At 67.8% G+C, this 17,853-nt stretch carries 18 protein-coding genes; 10 read left to right on the top strand and 8 right to left on the bottom strand.

Annotated elements, in window-relative coordinates:
• Positions 1–60: 60 nt before the first annotated feature.
• Positions 61–1,428, bottom strand: coding sequence for an adenylosuccinate lyase (gene purB, locus KHF85_RS11470; protein ID WP_284566772.1), 1,368 nt, complete (start codon positions 1,426–1,428; stop codon positions 61–63).
• A gap of 230 nt (positions 1,429–1,658) precedes the next feature.
• Between purB and KHF85_RS11465 the strand changes: the two genes are divergently transcribed.
• Positions 1,659–2,648, top strand: coding sequence for a YiiG family protein (locus tag KHF85_RS11465; protein ID WP_284566771.1), 990 nt, complete (start codon positions 1,659–1,661; stop codon positions 2,646–2,648).
• Positions 2,649–2,904: 256 nt separating this feature from the next.
• Positions 2,905–4,314 carry a class II fumarate hydratase gene (locus KHF85_RS11460; protein ID WP_284566770.1) on the top strand — a complete coding sequence of 470 codons (1,410 nt, stop codon included), beginning with the start codon at positions 2,905–2,907 and terminating at the stop codon, positions 4,312–4,314.
• Between the two features lie 830 nt (positions 4,315–5,144).
• Here KHF85_RS11460 and KHF85_RS11455 read toward each other — a convergent pair.
• From KHF85_RS11455 to KHF85_RS11425, 7 genes are all read right to left on the bottom strand, one after another.
• Complete coding sequence (locus KHF85_RS11455) at positions 5,145–5,585, bottom strand: hypothetical protein (RefSeq protein WP_284566769.1); 441 nt, start codon at positions 5,583–5,585, stop codon at positions 5,145–5,147.
• A 53-nt stretch (positions 5,586–5,638) separates the two neighbouring features.
• The gene (locus KHF85_RS11450) at positions 5,639–6,199 is read right to left on the bottom strand and encodes a DUF2884 family protein (RefSeq protein WP_284566768.1); all 561 of its coding nucleotides are present in this window, start codon (positions 6,197–6,199) and stop codon (positions 5,639–5,641) included.
• A gap of 40 nt (positions 6,200–6,239) precedes the next feature.
• Positions 6,240–7,064, bottom strand: coding sequence for a GIN domain-containing protein (locus KHF85_RS11445; protein WP_284569535.1), 825 nt, complete (start codon positions 7,062–7,064; stop codon positions 6,240–6,242).
• Positions 7,065–7,125: 61 nt separating this feature from the next.
• Entirely contained in the window at positions 7,126–8,106 is a 981-nt protein-coding gene (locus tag KHF85_RS11440; RefSeq protein WP_284566767.1) for an ABC transporter permease, read from the bottom strand.
• Positions 8,103–8,984: an ABC transporter ATP-binding protein gene (locus KHF85_RS11435; protein ID WP_284566766.1), complete on the bottom strand. Its 882-nt coding sequence runs from the start codon at positions 8,982–8,984 to the stop codon at positions 8,103–8,105. Before KHF85_RS11435 ends, KHF85_RS11440 begins: the two co-directional genes overlap by 4 nt.
• Positions 8,981–9,343 (bottom strand): GntR family transcriptional regulator, encoded by a 363-nt coding sequence (locus tag KHF85_RS11430; protein ID WP_003481213.1) that lies wholly within the window; start codon positions 9,341–9,343, stop codon positions 8,981–8,983. Before KHF85_RS11430 ends, KHF85_RS11435 begins: the two co-directional genes overlap by 4 nt.
• 2 nt (positions 9,344–9,345) lie before the next feature.
• Positions 9,346–9,582 carry a hypothetical protein gene (locus KHF85_RS11425; protein ID WP_009603375.1) on the bottom strand — a complete coding sequence of 79 codons (237 nt, stop codon included), beginning with the start codon at positions 9,580–9,582 and terminating at the stop codon, positions 9,346–9,348.
• 129 nt (positions 9,583–9,711) lie between these two features.
• Between KHF85_RS11425 and KHF85_RS11420 the strand changes: the two genes are divergently transcribed.
• From KHF85_RS11420 to KHF85_RS11385, 8 genes are all read left to right on the top strand, one after another.
• On the top strand, positions 9,712–10,278 hold the full coding sequence (locus KHF85_RS11420) for a glutathione peroxidase (RefSeq protein WP_284566765.1): 567 nt from the start codon (positions 9,712–9,714) through the stop codon (positions 10,276–10,278).
• A gap of 86 nt (positions 10,279–10,364) precedes the next feature.
• The gene (locus tag KHF85_RS11415; protein ID WP_284566764.1) at positions 10,365–11,312 is read left to right on the top strand and encodes an FKBP-type peptidyl-prolyl cis-trans isomerase; all 948 of its coding nucleotides are present in this window, start codon (positions 10,365–10,367) and stop codon (positions 11,310–11,312) included.
• A 16-nt stretch (positions 11,313–11,328) separates the two neighbouring features.
• Entirely contained in the window at positions 11,329–12,672 is a 1,344-nt protein-coding gene (locus KHF85_RS11410) for a UDP-glucose dehydrogenase family protein (RefSeq protein ID WP_064539007.1), read from the top strand.
• Positions 12,662–12,898 carry a SlyX family protein gene (locus KHF85_RS11405; RefSeq protein WP_003481221.1) on the top strand — a complete coding sequence of 79 codons (237 nt, stop codon included), beginning with the start codon at positions 12,662–12,664 and terminating at the stop codon, positions 12,896–12,898. Before KHF85_RS11410 ends, KHF85_RS11405 begins: the two co-directional genes overlap by 11 nt.
• A gap of 21 nt (positions 12,899–12,919) precedes the next feature.
• Positions 12,920–13,696 carry a DUF2058 domain-containing protein gene (locus tag KHF85_RS11400; protein ID WP_284566763.1) on the top strand — a complete coding sequence of 259 codons (777 nt, stop codon included), beginning with the start codon at positions 12,920–12,922 and terminating at the stop codon, positions 13,694–13,696.
• A 2-nt stretch (positions 13,697–13,698) separates the two neighbouring features.
• A complete protein-coding gene (locus KHF85_RS11395) occupies positions 13,699–15,843 on the top strand; it encodes an acyltransferase family protein (RefSeq protein ID WP_284566762.1) in 2,145 nt (714 codons plus the stop codon).
• A gap of 34 nt (positions 15,844–15,877) precedes the next feature.
• Positions 15,878–16,696, top strand: coding sequence for a transporter (locus tag KHF85_RS11390; protein WP_284566761.1), 819 nt, complete (start codon positions 15,878–15,880; stop codon positions 16,694–16,696).
• Positions 16,697–16,796: 100 nt separating this feature from the next.
• Positions 16,797–17,753, top strand: a complete 957-nt coding sequence (locus KHF85_RS11385; RefSeq protein WP_284566649.1) for an IS1595 family transposase — start codon at positions 16,797–16,799, stop codon at positions 17,751–17,753.
• Positions 17,754–17,853: the final 100 nt, after the last annotated feature.

Genomic DNA, 17,853 nt, shown 5'->3' with positions numbered 1-17,853 from the left:
TTGTCGGGGTTCGAAAGCGGTGTTGCTGCGCCGGCGAAGGGGTCTACCGGCGGGTCTGGCTCAGATCGCGCGTGCCAGGCGCTCGGCCAGGCCGGTGTAGCCGCCTGGGGTCAGCGCGCGCAGTTGCTGCTTGGCGTCCTCGGGCAGGTCCAGGGTTTCGACGAAGGCCTGCATCGAGGCGGCTGTGATGCCCTGGCCGCGGGTCAGCGCCTTGAGCTGCTCGTACGGGTTGGGCAGGCCGTGGCGGCGCATCACCGTCTGCACGGCTTCGGCCAGCACTTCCCAGGCGGCGTCGAGGTCGCCGTCCAGACGCTCCGGATTGACGGTCAGCTTGCCCAGGCCCTTGGCCAGCGAATCCAGCGCCACCTGGCTGTGACCGAACGCGGTGCCGAGCGCACGCAGCACGGTGGAGTCGGTGAGGTCGCGCTGCCAGCGGCTGATCGGCAGTTTGGCGCTGAAATGCTCGAACAGCGCGTTGGCGATGCCGAAGTTGCCTTCGGCGTTCTCGAAGTCGATCGGGTTGACCTTGTGCGGCATGGTCGAGGAACCGACTTCGCCTTCCTTGAGCTTCTGCTTGAAGTAGCCCAGCGAGATGTAGCCCCAGATGTCGCGCGCCAGGTCGATCAGGATGGTGTTGGCGCGGCGGGTGGCGTCGCCGAGTTCGGCGATGTTGTCGTGCGGCTCGATCTGGGTGGTGTAGGGGTTGAACACCAGGCCCAGGCCCTCCACGAAGCGCTGCGCGAACGCCGGCCAGTCCACGTCCGCATAGCTGGCCACATGCGCGTTGTAGTTGCCGACCGCGCCGTTGATCTTGCCGGTCAGCTCGACCGCGGCGATCTGCCGGCGCTGGCGTTCCAGGCGCGCGACCACGTTGGCGATCTCCTTGCCCAGCGTGGTCGGCGAGGCGGTCTGGCCGTGGGTGCGCGACAGCATCGGCTGCGCGGCCTGCGCATGCGCCAGCGCGCGCAGCGAGGCGATGACGCCGTCCAGCGTCGGCAGCAGCACTTCGCGCCGCGCCTGCTCCAGCATCAGACCGTAGCTGAGGTTGTTGATGTCCTCGCTGGTGCAGGCGAAATGCACGAATTCCAGCGCCGGGCCGAGTTCGGCGTCGTCCTTGAGCTGCTCCTTGATGAAGTACTCCACCGCCTTGACGTCGTGGTTGGTGGTGCGCTCGATCTGCTTGACCCGCGCCGCGTGCTCCACGCCGAAACCGTCGGCCAGCGCGCGCAGCCGCTGCGTGGCCGCGGCCGAAAATGCGTGCAGCTCGGCGATGCCCGGTTCGGCGCCCAGCGCCAGCAGCCATTCGATCTCCACCTTCACCCGCGCCTTGATCAGGCCGTATTCGGAGAAGATCGGCCGCAGGGCATCGACCTTGCCGGCGTAGCGGCCATCGAGCGGGGACAGGGCGAGCAGGGCGGAATCCGACATGGGCAGGGGCAGGGCGGCAGCGGTGGGGCGGCTATTCTAGCCGGCCGCGCACCGACCATGCCGTGCCGGCGGTGGCCGGACGTCGGCGTGCAGCGGCGCGGGCGGGCCGGTGAACGCGACCGCCGCGCCGCACCGAAGCCCTGTTGCGCGGCCGTGGGCGCGCTGGCGCTGGAGCAACGCGAGTTGCTACACTGCCCGGCTGTAACCGTTTTCAACAAGGACGTACTCGCATGACTTCCCGCTTCCGCCTGGCTGCGCTGGCCGCTGCCGTCTGCGTTTTCCTGGTCGCCTGCGGCGGCAAGCCCTCGGCCACGCCAGCCGCCCCGACCGACGTCAAGGCGCCTGCCGAGCACGCCGCGAGCGATCCGCACGAGGCGCTGACCAGCAAGCTCAACGCGTATATCGAATGCTTCAACAAGGTCGATGCGGACATCCAGCGCGGTGCCCAGTCCTATGTCGGCTGGATGAAGGACCCCGCCGCCGGCCCGACCGGCAAGGAAACGAGCGTCTACGGGCCCGCCGAGATCGACCAGTACGACATGAAGGTCTGCGATGCGCCGATGCTGCAGGCGGTCGCCGCCAAGCCGCTGCTGCCGGCCCTGGATGCCGCCGCGAAGCGTTACGTGGCGGCGCTGAAGACGCTGCAGCCGCTCGGCAACCAGGTACGCGATTACTACGAGCGCGAGGACTATCAGGACGACGGGTTCGCCAAGGGCAAGCAGCTGCATGCGCCACTGATGGCCGCCCTGTCCGAATTTTCCGAGGCCAGCCATGCGTTCAGCGCCGAATTGGATGCGCAGAACGACGCCGCGCAGCGCGAGCAGCTGAAGGCGATGGAAACGGCCGACGGCCGCACCCGCGATTTCTACCGGCTGTCGATGATGCTTGAGGCCAAGGACATCGTCGCCCTGCTGCAGGAGGATGCGTTCGATACGGCCAAGGCCACCGCCTTGCTCGACGGCTTCAACACGCTGTCCGACGAAGCGCACGCCAAGGTCGCCGACCAGGAACCGGGCAAGCTGGACTGGAACAGTTTCGAAACCGCCGCGGAGAACTTCCGCAAGGAAGGCAAGGCGCGGATCAAGCGGGTCGTCGAAAAGACCCCGTACAGCCGCATGGAACAGGGCTGGCTGGACAACCCGACGCTGGCGCCGGAAGGCTCGCCGGGACGGCTGCTGAAGACCTACAACAACCTGGTCTTCCAGAGCAACCGCCAGTAACCGCGGGTCGCCGCGGCCGGCTGCGACGCGGCCGCCGCTGCGCCTGGATCGGGAACCCGGCCGCGCGGCGATGTCGTGCCGGGCGCTGCGCCGCCCCTCCAGGCCTTGCTAACAACCCTTGGCGCACACTGCTGACGCCGGGCGCTATGCCGCGGATAATGCCTGCGCCAGCCGCAGCTCCGCCAGCCTGCCTGCCCGGTCGTCCTTCGCGACAGCGCCGGGTGGATTCCTCTTATGCAGATGTGGAGAGTGCGCAATGAGCGATAAATTCAGGGTCGAGCACGACAGCATGGGCGCGTTGCAGGTGCCGGCCGACGCGCTATGGGGCGCCCAGACCCAGCGTGCGGTGCAGAATTTCCCGGTGTCCGGGCAGCCGATGCCGCGCGGCTTCATCCGCGCGCTGGGCCTGATCAAGGCCGCCGCGGCCGGGGTCAACGCCGATCTGGAGCTGCTGCCCAAGGCCGTGGCCAAGGCGGTGCAGGCGGCCGCGCTGGAGGTGGCCGACGGCAAGCACGACGCGCATTTCCCGATCGACATCTACCAGACCGGCTCGGGCACCTCGTCCAACATGAATGCCAACGAGGTCATCGCCACGCTGGCCTCGCGCGCGGCCAAGCCGGGCGCGCCGGCGGTGCATCCGAACGATCACGTCAATCTGGGCCAGAGTTCCAACGACGTGGTGCCGACCGCGATCCGCGTTTCCGCCCAACTGGCCACCCAGGAACAGCTGCTGCCGGCGTTGAAGCACCTGCGCAAGGTCATCGACAAGCGCGCCAGGCAACTGGACAAAGTGGTCAAGACCGGCCGCACGCACCTGATGGATGCGATGCCGCTGACCTTCGGCCAGGAATTCGGGGCGTGGTCGGCGCAATTGTCCTCGGCGCAGGAGCGGCTGCAGGACAGCCTCAAGCGGCTGCGCCGGCTGCCGTTGGGCGGCACCGCGATCGGCACCGGGATCAACGCCGATCCGCGCTTCGGCGGCAAGGTGGCCAAGGCGCTGTCGGCGCTGACCGGCAGCAAGTTCGACAGCGCCGACAACAAGTTCGAAGGCCTGGCCGCGCAGGACGATGCGGTGGAACTGTCCGGCCAGCTCAATGCGCTGGCGGTGGCGCTGATCAAGATCGCCAACGACCTGCGCTGGATGAACGCCGGGCCACTGGCCGGCCTCGGCGAGATCGAATTGCCGGCCTTGCAGCCGGGCAGCTCGATCATGCCGGGCAAGGTCAACCCGGTGATTCCCGAGGCCACGGTGATGGTCTGCGCGCAGGTCATCGGCCACCACACCGCGATCACCGTGGCCGGGCAGACCGGCAACTTCCAGTTGAACGTGGCGCTGCCGCTGATCGCGGCCAACCTGCTGGATTCGATCAAGCTGCTGGCCAACGTGTCGCGGCTGCTGGCCGATGCGGCGATCGCCGGGCTGAAGGTGCGCGAGGATCGTGTCCGCGAGACCCTGGACCGCAATCCGATCCTGGTCACCGCGCTGAATCCGATCATTGGCTACGAAAAAGCGGCGGCGATCGCCAAGCGCGCCTACAAGGAGAACCGCCCGGTGCTGGAGATCGCGCTGGAGGACAGCGGCCTGGGCGAAGCCGAGCTGCGCAAGCTGCTCGACCCGGCGGCGCTGACCAAGGGCGGCATCCACGCCGGCGCGGGTGGCGGCTGAGGCGTGCTTGCATGGTGCGGCGGGTGCGTTGCCATGCGGTTGGTATGTCGTGTTCGGGAGCGAATCTGGCGAGCTGGAGATGCCGACGCTGGAGCGCGAATGCATCCGCTGGGATGCTGCAGCGAAGGTCCGGGTGCCTCGGACGCAGTCTCGTCGGAAAGTTCGACGGCTCCGTCGGTCGCGGCTGAAGCCGCTCCTACAGGGGAGCCTGCGATGGAATGTCGGGGTGCACTGTAGGAGCAACTTCAGCCGCGACAGGATCCGGCGTTGCACGTCCATCGTCACCGCCGCGGTCGCGGCCGACTGGAACGAATTCGGCAAGCTGGCGATGCCGACGCTGGAGCGCGAATGCATCCGCTGGGATGCTGCAGCGAAGGTCCGGGTGCCTCGGACGCAGTCTCGTCGGAAAGTTCGACGGCTCCGTCGGTCGCGGCTGAAGCTGCTCCTACAGGGGAGCCTGCGATGGAATGTCGGGGTGCACTGTAGGAGCAACTTCAGCCGCGACAGGATCCGGCGTTGCACGTCCATCGTCACCGCCGCGGTCGCGGCCGACTGGAACGAATTCGGCAAGCTGGCGATGCCGACGCTGGAGCGCGAATGCATCCGCTGGGATGCTGCAGCGAAGGTCCGGGTGCCTCGGACGCAGTCTCGTCGGAAAGTTCGACGGCTCCGTCGGTCGCGGCTGAAGCCGCTCCTACAGGGGAGCCTGCGATGCAATGTCAGGGTGCACTGTAGGAGCGGCTTCAGCCGCGACAGGATCCGGCGTTGCACGTCCATCGTCACCGCCGCGGTCGCGACCGATGGCGTGTGTGCGGCAGGCGCCAGCTACTTCAGCGCCGCTCTGCCTGCAGGTTGCCGAAGCTTTCCTGGTACGGCTGCAGCGACGGGATATCGTGCAGCACCGCGCTCTGCAGGGCGCTGATCTCCGGCGTGGTGGCAAAGCCGACCGAGCGCATGTTCGGGTCCGGCGCGGCGGTTTCCAGGGTGCGCTGGCGCTGCATCTGCAAGTGCATGAACAGCTGTTGCAGCTGGGTGCGCTGCGCCTGCGGCAGCGGCAGTTCGATGTCGTCGATGCGCAGGCTGCCGTCGGGGCCGATCGAGGCGTTGGCGGCCGGGGCGCGGCGCAGCATCACGCTCATGCTGTCCACCGACACGCGCGGCTTGCCGCGCTCGGCGCGCGAGGACGCGGCGGCGCCGTCGCGCGCGCCGCACGCGGCCAGCAGCAGGCACAGCGCGATCAGGGAAAACCAGGCGACTAGCGTCTTCTTCATTGATCGATTCAAAACAGGAGGGTCCCGGCCATTTTAGGCCGGGACCGCCGCAATTACTTGACCGATTTGTCGCAGTCGCTGATGTCGCTGGCGTCCAGGCTGGCATAGGGGCGGAATGCCGGCACTTTCTGCGCCAGCGTGTCCTGCGCCTGGCGCAGCGTCGCCACCTGCGCGCAGATCTTCAGCGCTTCCTGCTTGAGCTTCTCGGCCTGCGCCTCGATGTGCTCGCCGACATGCTCGGTGTTGCCGCTGATGACCCCGGCCAGCGCGTCGCCGGCCGCCTTCATGCCCAGCGCCGCGCCTTGCTTGCCGACCTCCAGGCCCTGCATGCCGACCGCGCCGAGTTGTTGGCGATAGCGAGCCAGCACGGCGTGCTGTTCAGCGTCGAGCGCGACCTGCTTGCCGTCGATCAGCAACTCGCCAGTGCGGGTGATGGTCGCCGGCGGTTGCCCGGACACCTTTAGCGTGATGTCGCCATTGTCGAAACTGAGGCTGCGCGCGCTGGGCGTGTTGCTGGTCGTCCTGTCGGACTGCGGGGTCGAGGGCTGGCAGGCGGCCAGGGCCAAGAGCGCGATCAGGGCGATGCCGGCCAACGGCAGGGAACGATGCTGCATGGGTGAGTCCTCGGTCGAAGCGGGAAGGGAAGGCCGCGGCTCAGCGCGGCTTCGGCACGTTGACGCTGCCGCGCACGCCGCTGTGGTGGATGTCGCCGCTGCCGACCCGCTCCACGGTGAGATTGCCGCCGACGCCGCTGACTTCCAGGTCGCCGGAGCCGATCGATTGCAGCGCCACGTTGCCGCTCACGTCGCGCAGCTGCGCATCGCCGGAGCCGATGCTGCCGATCTGCAGCGCGCCGCGCACGCCGTGCACGGTCAGGTCGCCGGAGCCGACGGTGCCGATCCTGACGTCGCCGCCGACCTGGCTGGCCTTGACGTCGCCCGAACCCAGTGTCGGCAGGCTGAGGCTGCCGATATCGCGCAGTTCGATGTCGCCCGATCCCACCGTGGCGCTGACCGCGCCGCGCACGCCGTGCGCATGCAGGTCGCCGGAGCCGACCGTGGCGTCGAGCGCGGCCACGCCGCCGATGTCGGCATCGCCGGAGCCCAGCCGCAACTGCACCGGCAGGGAACTCGGCACGCTGCCGGCCAGATCCAGGTAGGCGTAGCGGGTGCCCGAGCTGATGCCGTGGATCCTGCCGTCGTGCTGCAGGGTCACGATCAGCGTGTCGCCTTCGCGGCGCTGGCGCACGGTCAGCTCCTTGAGCATGTCCGCATTGGAGGCGCAGGCGCGGCCGCGCAGTTCGAACGCGGCGCCGCTGGCGCCGGTCAGCTTGAGGTTGTTCTGCTGCGCGTCGAAGATCACATTCTTGGCGCCCGCCAGGTCAAGTTTCAGGTTGCGCGGCTCGGAATGCCGGCATTCGTCGGCCAGCGCCAGGGCCGGGACCAGCAGCAGCGCGGACAGCGGCAAGGTCTTGCGCATCATCGTGAACTCCATAGGCAAAGAGGGAATGGGGAAAGGGACAGCGGGATGGCGCTGCGGATCAGGCTTCGTCGCGCCAGCGGCGCAGGTAGATCGCCGCGACGATGAAGGCCACGCCGATCGCCGCGCCGATCCAGATGTCGGCGCTCTGGAAGATGCGCCAGGCATCGCTGAGCTGGATCGCGTTGGCCAGGTCCTGCGCGGCGTCGATCTGCACCGGCGGCGCGCTCTCGCTGAGCACCGGCAGCCAGGTGCCGGGCAGCACGCTCAGCAGGCCGCGGTAGACCACCGTGTACCAGATCGCGTTGTGGTTCACGTGCAGCATCGGCAGGATGCCCATCATGCTCGCCATGACGCAGCCCAGGACCGGGATCAGCACCGCCCACAGGAACGGCTTGGTGCGCGCCCAGGCCGAGCAGAACATCAGCCAGCCGATGGTCGGCAGCGACCACATCACGTAGATCGGCAGGTTCGACAGCACCCCGCCGATGATGCGCAGCGGATGCGAGTGGGTGAACACCGCGCTGCTCTGGCTGACGCCGTTGACCGACAGGGTCAGCGCGGTGACCAGCCACAGGCAGATGCCGATCAGCAGGCCGATCCCGATCGCCACGATCGGCGCCAGCAGCAGCGCCCAGGTGGCCTTGGACAGCACCGTGTTCAGATCCGACAGCGGCAGCGATTTCCAGAACAGCACGCTGCGGTCGCGGCGGTCGTCGTACAGCGAACCCAGCGCGTAGAAGAACACCACGAAGCCCAGCACGACGCAGACCAGGACCACGCCGGCCAGCATGGTGCCGTCGCCGACCGCGCCGATGATCTCGTTCAGCCTTTCCGGTCCGCCGTCGATGTTGAAGCCGTTGCTGCCGTCGCCGTGACCGGCCACGGTGCCGATCAGCGCCAGCAGCGCGTACAGCACGGTGATCACGCTGCCGGCGATGACCGGCGCCCACAGGAAGCCGCCGCGGTGTTCCCAGAACTCGCGCTTGAGCAGCCACTTGAAGCTTGACAGCGCGGAAATCTGCTTGGCAGGTGCGTTCATGCGTAGGTCCCCTTCATGATGGCGACGAACAGGTCGGCCAGGCCAGGTGTGCGGGTTTCGCCCAGCGCCGCCAATTGCGCCTGCGGCACGCCGTCGTACAGCAACACGGTCTTGCCGAACGGCAGGCCGCGCTCGTCGATTGGCTGCAGCGCGCGCGCCGCGTCGATGCGTTCGGCCGGCACCAGCAGTTCGGTGTAGCGCGTGGCCATGTGTTCCATGTCGGCGCTGAGCACGATGCGGCCGTCGCGGATGAACAGCACGTCGGTGAGGATGTGCTCGATCTCCTCGACCTGATGGGTGGTGATGATGATGGTCTTCTGTTCGTCGAAGTAGTCTTCCAGCAGGCGCTGGTAGAACTCCTTGCGGTACAGGATGTCCAGGCCCAGGGTCGGTTCGTCGAGCACCAGCAGGCGCGCGTCGATGGCCATCACCAGCGCCAGGTGCAGCTGCACGATCATGCCCTTGGACATCTCGCGCACGCGCAGCTTCGGCGTGAGCTTGGTATTGGCCAGGAAACGCTCGCACTTGGCGCGGTCGAAGCGCGGATGCACCCCGGCGACGAAGTCGATCGCCTCGCGCACCCGCATCCAGCGCGGCAGCACCGCCACGTCGGCGATGAAGCACACGTCGTTCATCAACTCGTTGCGCTGCTTGCGCGGGTCCACGCCCAGCACGCGCAGTTCGCCCTCGACCGCGGTCAGGCCGAGCACCGCTTTCAAGGCGGTGGTCTTGCCGGCGCCGTTGGGACCGATCAGGCCGACGATGCGGCCCGGCGCGATCGCGAAGGAGGTATCGGCCAGCGCCGGTTTGTGGTTGTAGGTCTTGCGCAGCGAGCGCGCGGAGACGACGGATTCGGATGCGGCGACAGCGGCAGTCATGGTGTTTTCCCCGGTGGCAACAAGTCTTCCAATGTCAGGCCCAGGCGCTGGATGCGTTCCAGCACCAGAGGCCACTCTTCGTTGAGAAAGCGGTCGCGTTCGCTGCCGCGCAGCTTCCTGGCCGCTTCTTCGGTCATGAACATGCCCAGCCCGCGGCGCTTCTCGACCAGGGCCTCGTCGGCCAGTTCCTGGTAGGCGCGCGACACGGTGATCGGGTTGAGCTGGTATTCGGCGGCGACCTGGCGCACCGAGGGCAGTGCGTCGCCGGGCTTGATGATGCCGTCCAGCATCATCGCGATCACGCGATCCTTCAGCTGGCGGTAGATCGGAGCGCCATCGCTCCAGTGGATATCGCTCATGGTCAGCTCCGTGGGCGCAGCGTGTGCGCGAAGGAGAAATAGGGCATCGACAGCGATGCACGCATCCGCCGCACCGGCGCAGGCGCGGCGGGAGGGGCGTGGCTGTCTTCCTGCGGCTCGCTGGCGCCATAATCGGGCGACCGTCCCTGGCTACCTTGGGCGCCGACCCAGCTCACCGAGAACAGGGCGCCGACGATGACCATGGCCGGAAGGCTGCGCTGCATGCGTTGGAGGTTCATCGTTTGCCCTGCTCTGGGTGAGTGGTGTTGTATTTAACTATAACACCGTCACACGTCATGTCAACACAGCGACCACCCCAACGCATGACCTAGTGCCTGCGCGTTTCCCTTTCTCCTTACGGTGCACCGATGAAACTATCCAAACGCTTGTTTTTCCTCGCGATCCTGGCCGCTGCTGGCACTGTCGGCAGTGCCTGGGCGGCGTCGTTGCTGGACCTGGACTACCGTCCGCTGGCCGGCAAGGACAAGGTGAATCTGAACAAAACCTATGGCGGCAAGGTGCTGCTGGTGGTCAATACCGCCAGCAAGTGCGGCTTCACCCCGCAGTACGACGGCCTGGAACAGCTGCAGCAGCGCTACGCCGCGCAGGGCTTCAGCGTGCTCGGTTTCCCGTCCAACGACTTCAAGGGCCAGGAACCCGGCTCGGAGCAGCAGATCCAGGAATTCTGCAAGTTGACCTACGGGGTCAAGTTCCCGATGTTCGAGAAGGTCCATGTGCTCGGCGCCGAGGCGACGCCGCTGTACCAGCAACTGACCAAGGCCACCGGCGTGGCGCCGGGCTGGAACTTCCACAAGTATCTGATCGCGCGCGACGGACGCGTGGTCGCGCAGTTCCCCAGCAAGATCGCGCCGGACGATCCGGCCCTGCGTGCGGCCATCGAACGCGAACTGAAAGCGCCGTCGGGATCACATTGAATCCAGGTCGATATCGTTGCCGCGCATGCGACAATGCGGCCTCTGCGCCATCGGGCGCCTCTAGTTCACTTCCAGGAACGTAGCGAATGAAGATGGGAATGCGCGGCGCAGTGGCGTCGCTGTTGATGGGGATGGCGGTGGTGGCCGGCGGCGCGTCCGCGCAGGCGCCGGCGGCGGCCAAGCCGGCGGCGTTGGGCAGCGAGAAGCAGAAGGTCAGCTACGCGATCGGCATGGACGTGGCGCGCTCGTTCGAGCCCATCGCCCAGGACATCGATCTGGACGCCATGCAGCGCGCGATCGAGAATGCGTTCAAGGGCGGCAAGCCGCTGCTGTCCGACGAGCAGGCGCAGGCCACCGACACCGCATTGCGCACGCAGATGGCCGCGCGCAGCGGGCAGCCGGTGCCGGGCATCGCGCCGGGCAGCCAGCCGCCGCCGGTGTCCAAGCAGAACGTGGGCCTGATGCTCGGCGACCGCGCGGTCGGCCCGTCGCTGGCGCGGATCCAGAACGAGATCGACCTGGCCACCTTGATGGGCGCGGTGCGTACCGTGTTCGCCAAGGGCGACACCGCGATGACCCAGGAGCAGGCGACCGCCACGCTGCAGGCGTTCAGCGCCTCCAAGCAGGCCGCCGCGGCCACCGAGAACCGCGAGAAGGGCAACGCCTTCCTGGCCCAGAACAAGACCCAGAAGGGCGTGGTCACCACGCCGTCGGGCCTGCAGTACATGGTGCTGCGCCAGGGCAGCGGCGAGCGGCCGATGCCGACCAGCAAGGTGCGGGTGAACTACGAAGGCAAGCTGATCAACGGCGAAGTGTTCGACAGCTCGTACAAGACCGGCCAGCCGGCCGAGTTCTCGCTCAGCCAGGTGGTGCCGGGCTGGAGCGAGGGCGTGGCGCTGATGCCGGTCGGTTCCAAATACCGTTTCTGGATTCCGTCGAACCTGGGCTACGGCCCGCAGGGCACGCCGGGCGGCCCGATTGGCCCGGATGCCATGTTGACCTTCGACGTGGAACTGTTGGGCATCCTTCAATAACCGAAAGGGAGATTACATGCGCGTAGCGATATTCGGCACCGGCTATGTCGGGCTTGTCACCGGAACCTGTCTGGCCGAGGTAGGCCATCACGTGGTATGCGTGGACATCGACCAAGCCAAAGTGGATGGGCTCAACAAGGGCGTGGTCCCGATCTACGAGCCTGGCCTCTCGCCGATGGTCAAGGCCAATCACGCCGCACGGAGGCTGTTCTTCACCACCGATGCGGCCAGCGCCATCGCGCATGGAGATATCGTGTTCATCGCCGTCGGCACGCCGCCGGACGAGGACGGTAGCGCCGATCTGCAGTACGTGCTGGCGGTGGCCCGCACCATCGGCCAGCACATCCAGGGACCGACCGTGGTGGTCAACAAGTCGACAGTGCCGGTCGGGACCGCCGACAAGGTGCGCGCGGCGATCGCCGCCGAACTGGACAAGCGCGGCGAGAGCATCGAGTTCGACGTGGTGTCCAATCCGGAATTCCTGAAGGAAGGTGACGCGGTCGCCGACTGCATGCGTCCGGACCGCATCGTGATCGGTAGCAGCAAGCCGGGCACCGCCGCGCGCCTACGCCGTCTGTACGCGCCGTTCAACCGCAACCACGATCGCATCGTGGAGATGGACGTGCGTTCGGCCGAGTTGACCAAGTACGCGGCCAACGCGATGCTGGCGACCAAGATCAGTTTCATGAACGAGATCGCCAACATTGCCGAACGGGTCGGCGCCGACGTGGAGAAGGTGCGCCAGGGCATCGGCTCGGATCCGCGCATCGGCTGGCACTTCATTTACCCAGGCGCCGGCTACGGCGGCTCGTGCTTCCCCAAGGACGTGCAGGCGTTGGCGCGTACCGCGCAGCAGTACGGCCACCAGGCCAAGTTGCTGGACGCGGTGGAAGCGGTCAACGAGGCGCAGAAGGGCCACCTGTACGAGCTGATCCAGCGCCACTACGGCGGCCAGAGCGTGGCCGGCAAGACCTTCGCGGTGTGGGGCCTGGCGTTCAAGCCCAATACCGACGACATGCGCGCCGCGTCCAGCCGCCGCCTGCTGGCGCAGCTGTGGGAGGCCGGGGCGACGGTGCGTGCCTACGATCCGGAAGCCACCGAGGAAGCCAAGCGCATCTTCGGCGAACGCGACGACCTGAGCTTCTGCGAGGACGCCTTCGCGGCGCTGGAAGGCGCCGATGCGCTGGTCGTGGTCACCGAATGGAAGCAGTTCCGCAGCCCGGATTTCACCCGGATCAAGGAACTGCTCGGCGACGCGGTGGTGTTCGACGGCCGCAATCTCTACGATCCGCAGGAAATCGAGAGCTTCGGCCTAGCTTACTATGGCATCGGTCGCGGGCGTTCGATCAGTGAAGCATGACTTCTCCACCCAGGATCGATTGCTGGAGAACCGGTTGATCGAGCTGGAGACGCGCCTGTCCTTCCAGGAACAGGCGCTGTCGGAGGTGAGCGATGCGTTGGCCGAGGCGCGAGCCGAAAGCCAGCGCAACGCCACGCTGCTGCGCCACCTGCTCGAAGACCTGGGCAAGGTGCGCAGCACGCTGTATGCCGATGCCGCCGACGAACCACCCCCTCCGCATTATTGATACCGATCCGATCCTGCCACGATGAGCGATACCCTCCGCGACCAGCTGCTGGGCCTGGGCTTCAAGCCTGTGCCGAAACCCGAACGCCCAGAGCGCAATGCCACGCCCGCGCAGCCAGCGCGGGGGCGGCCCGGCCAGCATCCGGGGCAGGCGCACAAGCCGTCAGGCGTGCGTGGCGAACGCCCGCACGCCGCCGGCAAGCCCGGTGGCGCGCGCGCGCATGACGGCGCCGGCCGTCCGCGTGGCGACGGCGCCGCGCGTCCGCACGCGGCAGGCGACGGCCGCGGCCGTCCACAGGGGGCAGGCCGTCCGCAGGGCGCGCCTGGCCAGCAACCGGCGCGTCCGCAATCGGCACGGCCGCCGCGCTCGCGCGAGGACATCGATCTGGCCAAGGCCTATGCGATCCGTGCGCAGCGCGAGAAGGACGAGCGCATCGAGGCCGAGCGGCTCAAGCAGGAACAGGCACGGCTGCGCCGCGAGGCGCGGGCCAAGCTCGACGAACTGCTCAAGGATCAGGCGCTGAATCACGCCGAGGCCGACATCGCCCGCCATTTCCCCTATGGCGGCAAGATCAAGCGCATCTACGTCACCGCCGAACAGCTCAAGGCGCTCAATGCCGGCGAGCTGGGCGTGCTGCAGCAGAACGGGCGCTATCTGCTGGTGACGGCGGCGCTGTTGGATCAGGCCGAGGCGATCTTCCCGGCGTCGGTGGCGCTGCGGGTGGATCCGAACGCCACCGCCGAAGAAGATCCCTACGCCGATCCGAAGTACCAGATCCCCGACGATCTGGTCTGGTAAGGGTGGCGTTCCCAGGGACGGGGAGCGCAGGCACCGAGCGCCTGCACCCGCCATCGCCCGCACACGCGGCGGGCGGCTATCTGCCGTATATCGACGGACTGCGTGCGCTCGCGGTGCTGGCGGTCATTGCCTACCACCTGGATCCGGACTGGCTGCCGGGCGGGTTCACCGGCGTCGATGTGTTCTTCGTGATTTCCGGTTTCGTGGTCAGCGCCTCGCTGCAGCGCTTGCCGGCGGCCGGCAGCTGGGGCGTGTTCGCGCAGTTCTACGCGCGGCGCATGCGCCGCATCGCGCCGGCGCTGCTGGCCTGCCTGCTGGTCACCGCGCTGGCCAGCGGTCTGTTCATCCCCGACTCCTGGTTGAGCGAGACCAGCGCACAGACCGGGCGCATGGCCTTCGTCGGCCTCAGCAACTGGGTGCTGGCCGCCACCGGCAACGATTATTTCTCGCCGAAGGCCGAGTTCAATCCGTATACGCACACCTGGTCGCTGGGCGTGGAAGAGCAGTTCTACCTGCTGTTCCCGCTGCTGTTCCTGGCCTGGAACCGCGGCGGCCGCGGCCGCGTGTGGTCGCTGCTGCTGGTGGCGCTGGCCTCGGCCGGCTCGCTGGCGCATGCGCTGCTGCGCAGCCGCGGCGGCGGTGAGACCGGCGATGCGTTCTACCTGACTACCGCGCGCTTCTGGCAACTGGGTAGCGGCGTGCTGCTGTACCAGGCGCTGGCGCTGAGCGGGCGTTTCGATGGCGGCGCTGCGCCAGTGCCGCGTGCGGCCTGGAGCTGGCGTTCGCCGTTGCTGGCGTTGGCGCTGGGCCTGGTCGGCTTCGGGTTGTGGCGCGCGCGCCCCGGGCACTCGCCGTGGCCCGACGGCCTGTGGCCGGTGCTCGGCACGCTGGGCCTGCTGGCGCTGCTGCACGGCGCGCCCGCCGGCTGGATCAAGCGGGCGCTGTCGCAGCGCGGGGTGGTGGCGATCGGCCGCGTCTCGTATTCGCTGTACCTGTGGCATTGGCCGGTATTCGTGCTGTTCCGCTGGACCGTGGGCCTGGAGTCGGCGCTGGCCAAAGCGCTGGCGCTGCTGCTGGTCGCGGCGCTGGCGATCGCGTCGTACCGCTGGGTGGAATTGCCGTGGCGCAGCGGCCGCATCGGCAGGATGCGCACCCCGGCACGGACCATCGCCGCCGGACTGGGCCTGATCCTGCTCGCCGCCGGCGTGCATGCGTTATTGCTGGGCACGCAGCGCTACTACGCGCTAAGCACGGTGAGCCGGCATCCGCTGGACTGGTACGCGTATGCCAAGGGCATGCGCAAGGAGTTCCCGCATTGCACGCTGAAGACCGGACGGGCGGAGCTGCAGATCGGCAGCGCCAAGCTGTTCGAGCGCGGCGACTGCGATCTGCGCAACCGCGATGGCGGGCAGCTGTTCGTCGCCGGCGATTCGCATGCGCTGGCCTACACCGAACTGCTGCGCCGCTTTGCGTTGCGCAGCGGTGTGGCGGTGCGCCTGTACGGCGTCGGCGGCTGTCCGATCGTCGGTCTGCAGGCCTGGCAGGCGACGCATGCCGGTTGCCAGGCCTACGAGCGCAGCACCCTGGCCGACGTGCAAGCGCAGGCGCGCGACGGCGATGTGCTGTTCCTGCCCGCGCTGCGGCTGCTGCGCCTGGCCGAGCAGACCCAACTGTTCGACGAGGCGGCGGTGATGGCCGAGCAGGACAGTGTGCAAGCGCAAGCGGTACGCGCGGCCGGCGAGGAGGCGGCGGTGGCGCTGCTGCAGCCGCTGGCGCAGCGCGGCGTGCGCATCGTGTTCGAAGCGCCCAAGCCGCTGCTGCGCGCGCCGCCGTACCGCTGTGCGGACTGGTTCAACCGCGGCAACGCGATCTGCGCGCGTGGCACGCAGATCCCGCGCGACACGATGGAACGCTACCGTGCGCCGGTGCTGCAGAGCCTGCAGCGGATCGCCGCGCGGCTGCCGCATGCCTCGGTCTGGGATCCGTTGCCGGTGCTGTGCGAGCCGCAGCGTTGCGCCGGCATGCGCGACGGGCATCCGTTGTTCTTCGATGCCGATCACCTCAGCGGCTACGGCAATCGGCTGCTGTTGCCGAGCTTCACGGCGCACTTCAAGGCGGTGCAGGCAGAATCGGGGGCGACGCCGTGAGCGGCGGCGTCGCCCACTTTCACGGAGTCCGACGATGACCATAGCCCTTCCTGTTGGCCCGCAGCGAGCGAACGTTCGCGTCCGGCGCGGTTACCCGCCCATACTGGGGTGTGCGCTGGTTCTGCTTGGCAGCCTGGGCGCGGCCGGAGCCGCCTGCGCCGATGACGCGCCGGTCTTCGACCGTCCCGGCATCGGCTTCGCCTCGCAGACCCTGCCGGCCGGCAGCGTCGCCTGGGAGCAGGCGCTGTCGGACGTGAGCTACGACCGCAGCGGCGGCGTGCGCAGCACCGAGTACGTGGCCGACAGCCGCTTGCGGATCGGCCTGAGCGCGCAGGCGGAACTGCAATTGGCCCTCGACAGCCAGGTCTGGCAGCGCGTACGCGGCACCGGCCAGGATTTCCGCGGGCATGGCGGCGGCGATGCCAGCGTCGGCCTGAAATGGGCGCTGCCGAGCGCGCGCGACAGGTTTTCCTGGGCGCTGTTCGCTACCGCCGCCGTGCCGGTGGGGCGCGCGCCGTACGGCGACGACGGGCAGCGCTACGACCTCGGCGTCAGCGCTGGCTGGGACCTGGACGGCGGGCGCAATGTCGCGCTGTACGCCAACCTTAGCGACAGCGATGACGGCCACGGCTGGACCGTGTCGCCGAGCTATACGTTCTACGCGCAGGGCAACCTCAGCGCCTATGCCGAAGCCGGCATCGGCGGCGGCGAGGACGAGATGCGCGCGCTCGGGACCGGCCTGACCTGGTTGATCGCGCAGCGCGTGCAACTGGACCTGTCGGTGCTGCGCGGCTTGTCCGCGCCGAGCTCGGACTGGCAGGGCGGACTCGGCCTGTCGGTGCTGCTGCGATGAGGCTTTAAGCCCCTGTCCCGTCGGGACCTGATTAGCGCTGTGTCTCAGCTGGTGATGCTGCCTTGGTTTAGAAATGCAGGTTCTTCAGTGAGATACGGCGATGACGCTCAATCGGATCCAGTTCCAAAAGGGGCTTTCGATTCCGGCTTTTCTGAGCCGCTACGGCTCCGAGGCGCAATGTGTCGAGGCCTTGGTTCAGGCCAGGTGGCCCAATGGCTTCGTGTGTCCGCAGTGCGGACACACGCATGCCAGTGGCTTTGAGCGGGGACGCCAGCACCTGTGGCAGTGCGCGCGCTGCCGGGTACAGACCAGCTTGACCGCCGGCACGCCCATGGCAGACACCAAGCTTCCCTTGCGGGTGTGGTGGCTGGCCATCTATCTGGTGAGCCAAGCCAAGAACGGAATTGCTGCGCTGGAACTGGCTCGGCAACTGGGCGTGTGCTATCGCACTGCATGGCGGATCAAGCACAAAGTGATGTCGGCGATGGCCGATCGTGAGCAGTCACGCCGGCTCGACGGAGAGGTCCAGATCGATGATGCCTATCTGGGCGGCGAACGCGCCGGTGGTCCAGGCCAACCGCAGTGGCGCAATAAAGTGCCGTTTATTGCAGCGGTTTCCCTGCATCAAGGGCGCCCGCGCTATCTCCGCCTGGATGTGGTCTCCAGCTTCCGAAGAAGCGTCGTGCACACGTGGGCTCAGCAGGCACTGGCACCGGGCACCCATGTCGTCAGTGATGGGCTGACAGCGTTCACCGGTGTGGGCTGGGCAGGCCTGACCCACGATGCCATCGTGACCGGAAGCGGCCGCAAAGGCGTCCAGCAGCCTCGTCTGCGTTGGGTCAATACGATCCTGGGCAATCTCAAAACGGCGCTTAGCGGCACCCACCATGCGGTGGACTTCCCCAAATACGGCGCGCGCTACCTGCATGCGCATGCCTACCGCTTCAATCGCCGCTTCAACCTGGCCGCCATGGTGCCGCGCCTGGCCAGTGCCCTGGCCGGCGCGGGAAGGCTCACAGAGCAGCAACTGCGTACGACAGCTGAGACACAGCGCTAATCAGGCCGTCGGGAGAGGGGTTGGGGTGAGGGTCCGGCGCGCAGCGTCTCGCGGAGTTTGGATGCGCGAGGCTGCGCCCGTCCCCTCATCCGGCGCTGCG

Source organism: Xanthomonas graminis pv. graminis, from assembly GCF_030168915.1.
GTDB lineage: Bacteria > Pseudomonadota > Gammaproteobacteria > Xanthomonadales > Xanthomonadaceae > Xanthomonas_A > Xanthomonas_A translucens.
The sequence above is the reverse complement of the archived record's forward strand: the minus strand, read 5'-3'. Positions and strand labels throughout refer to the sequence as shown.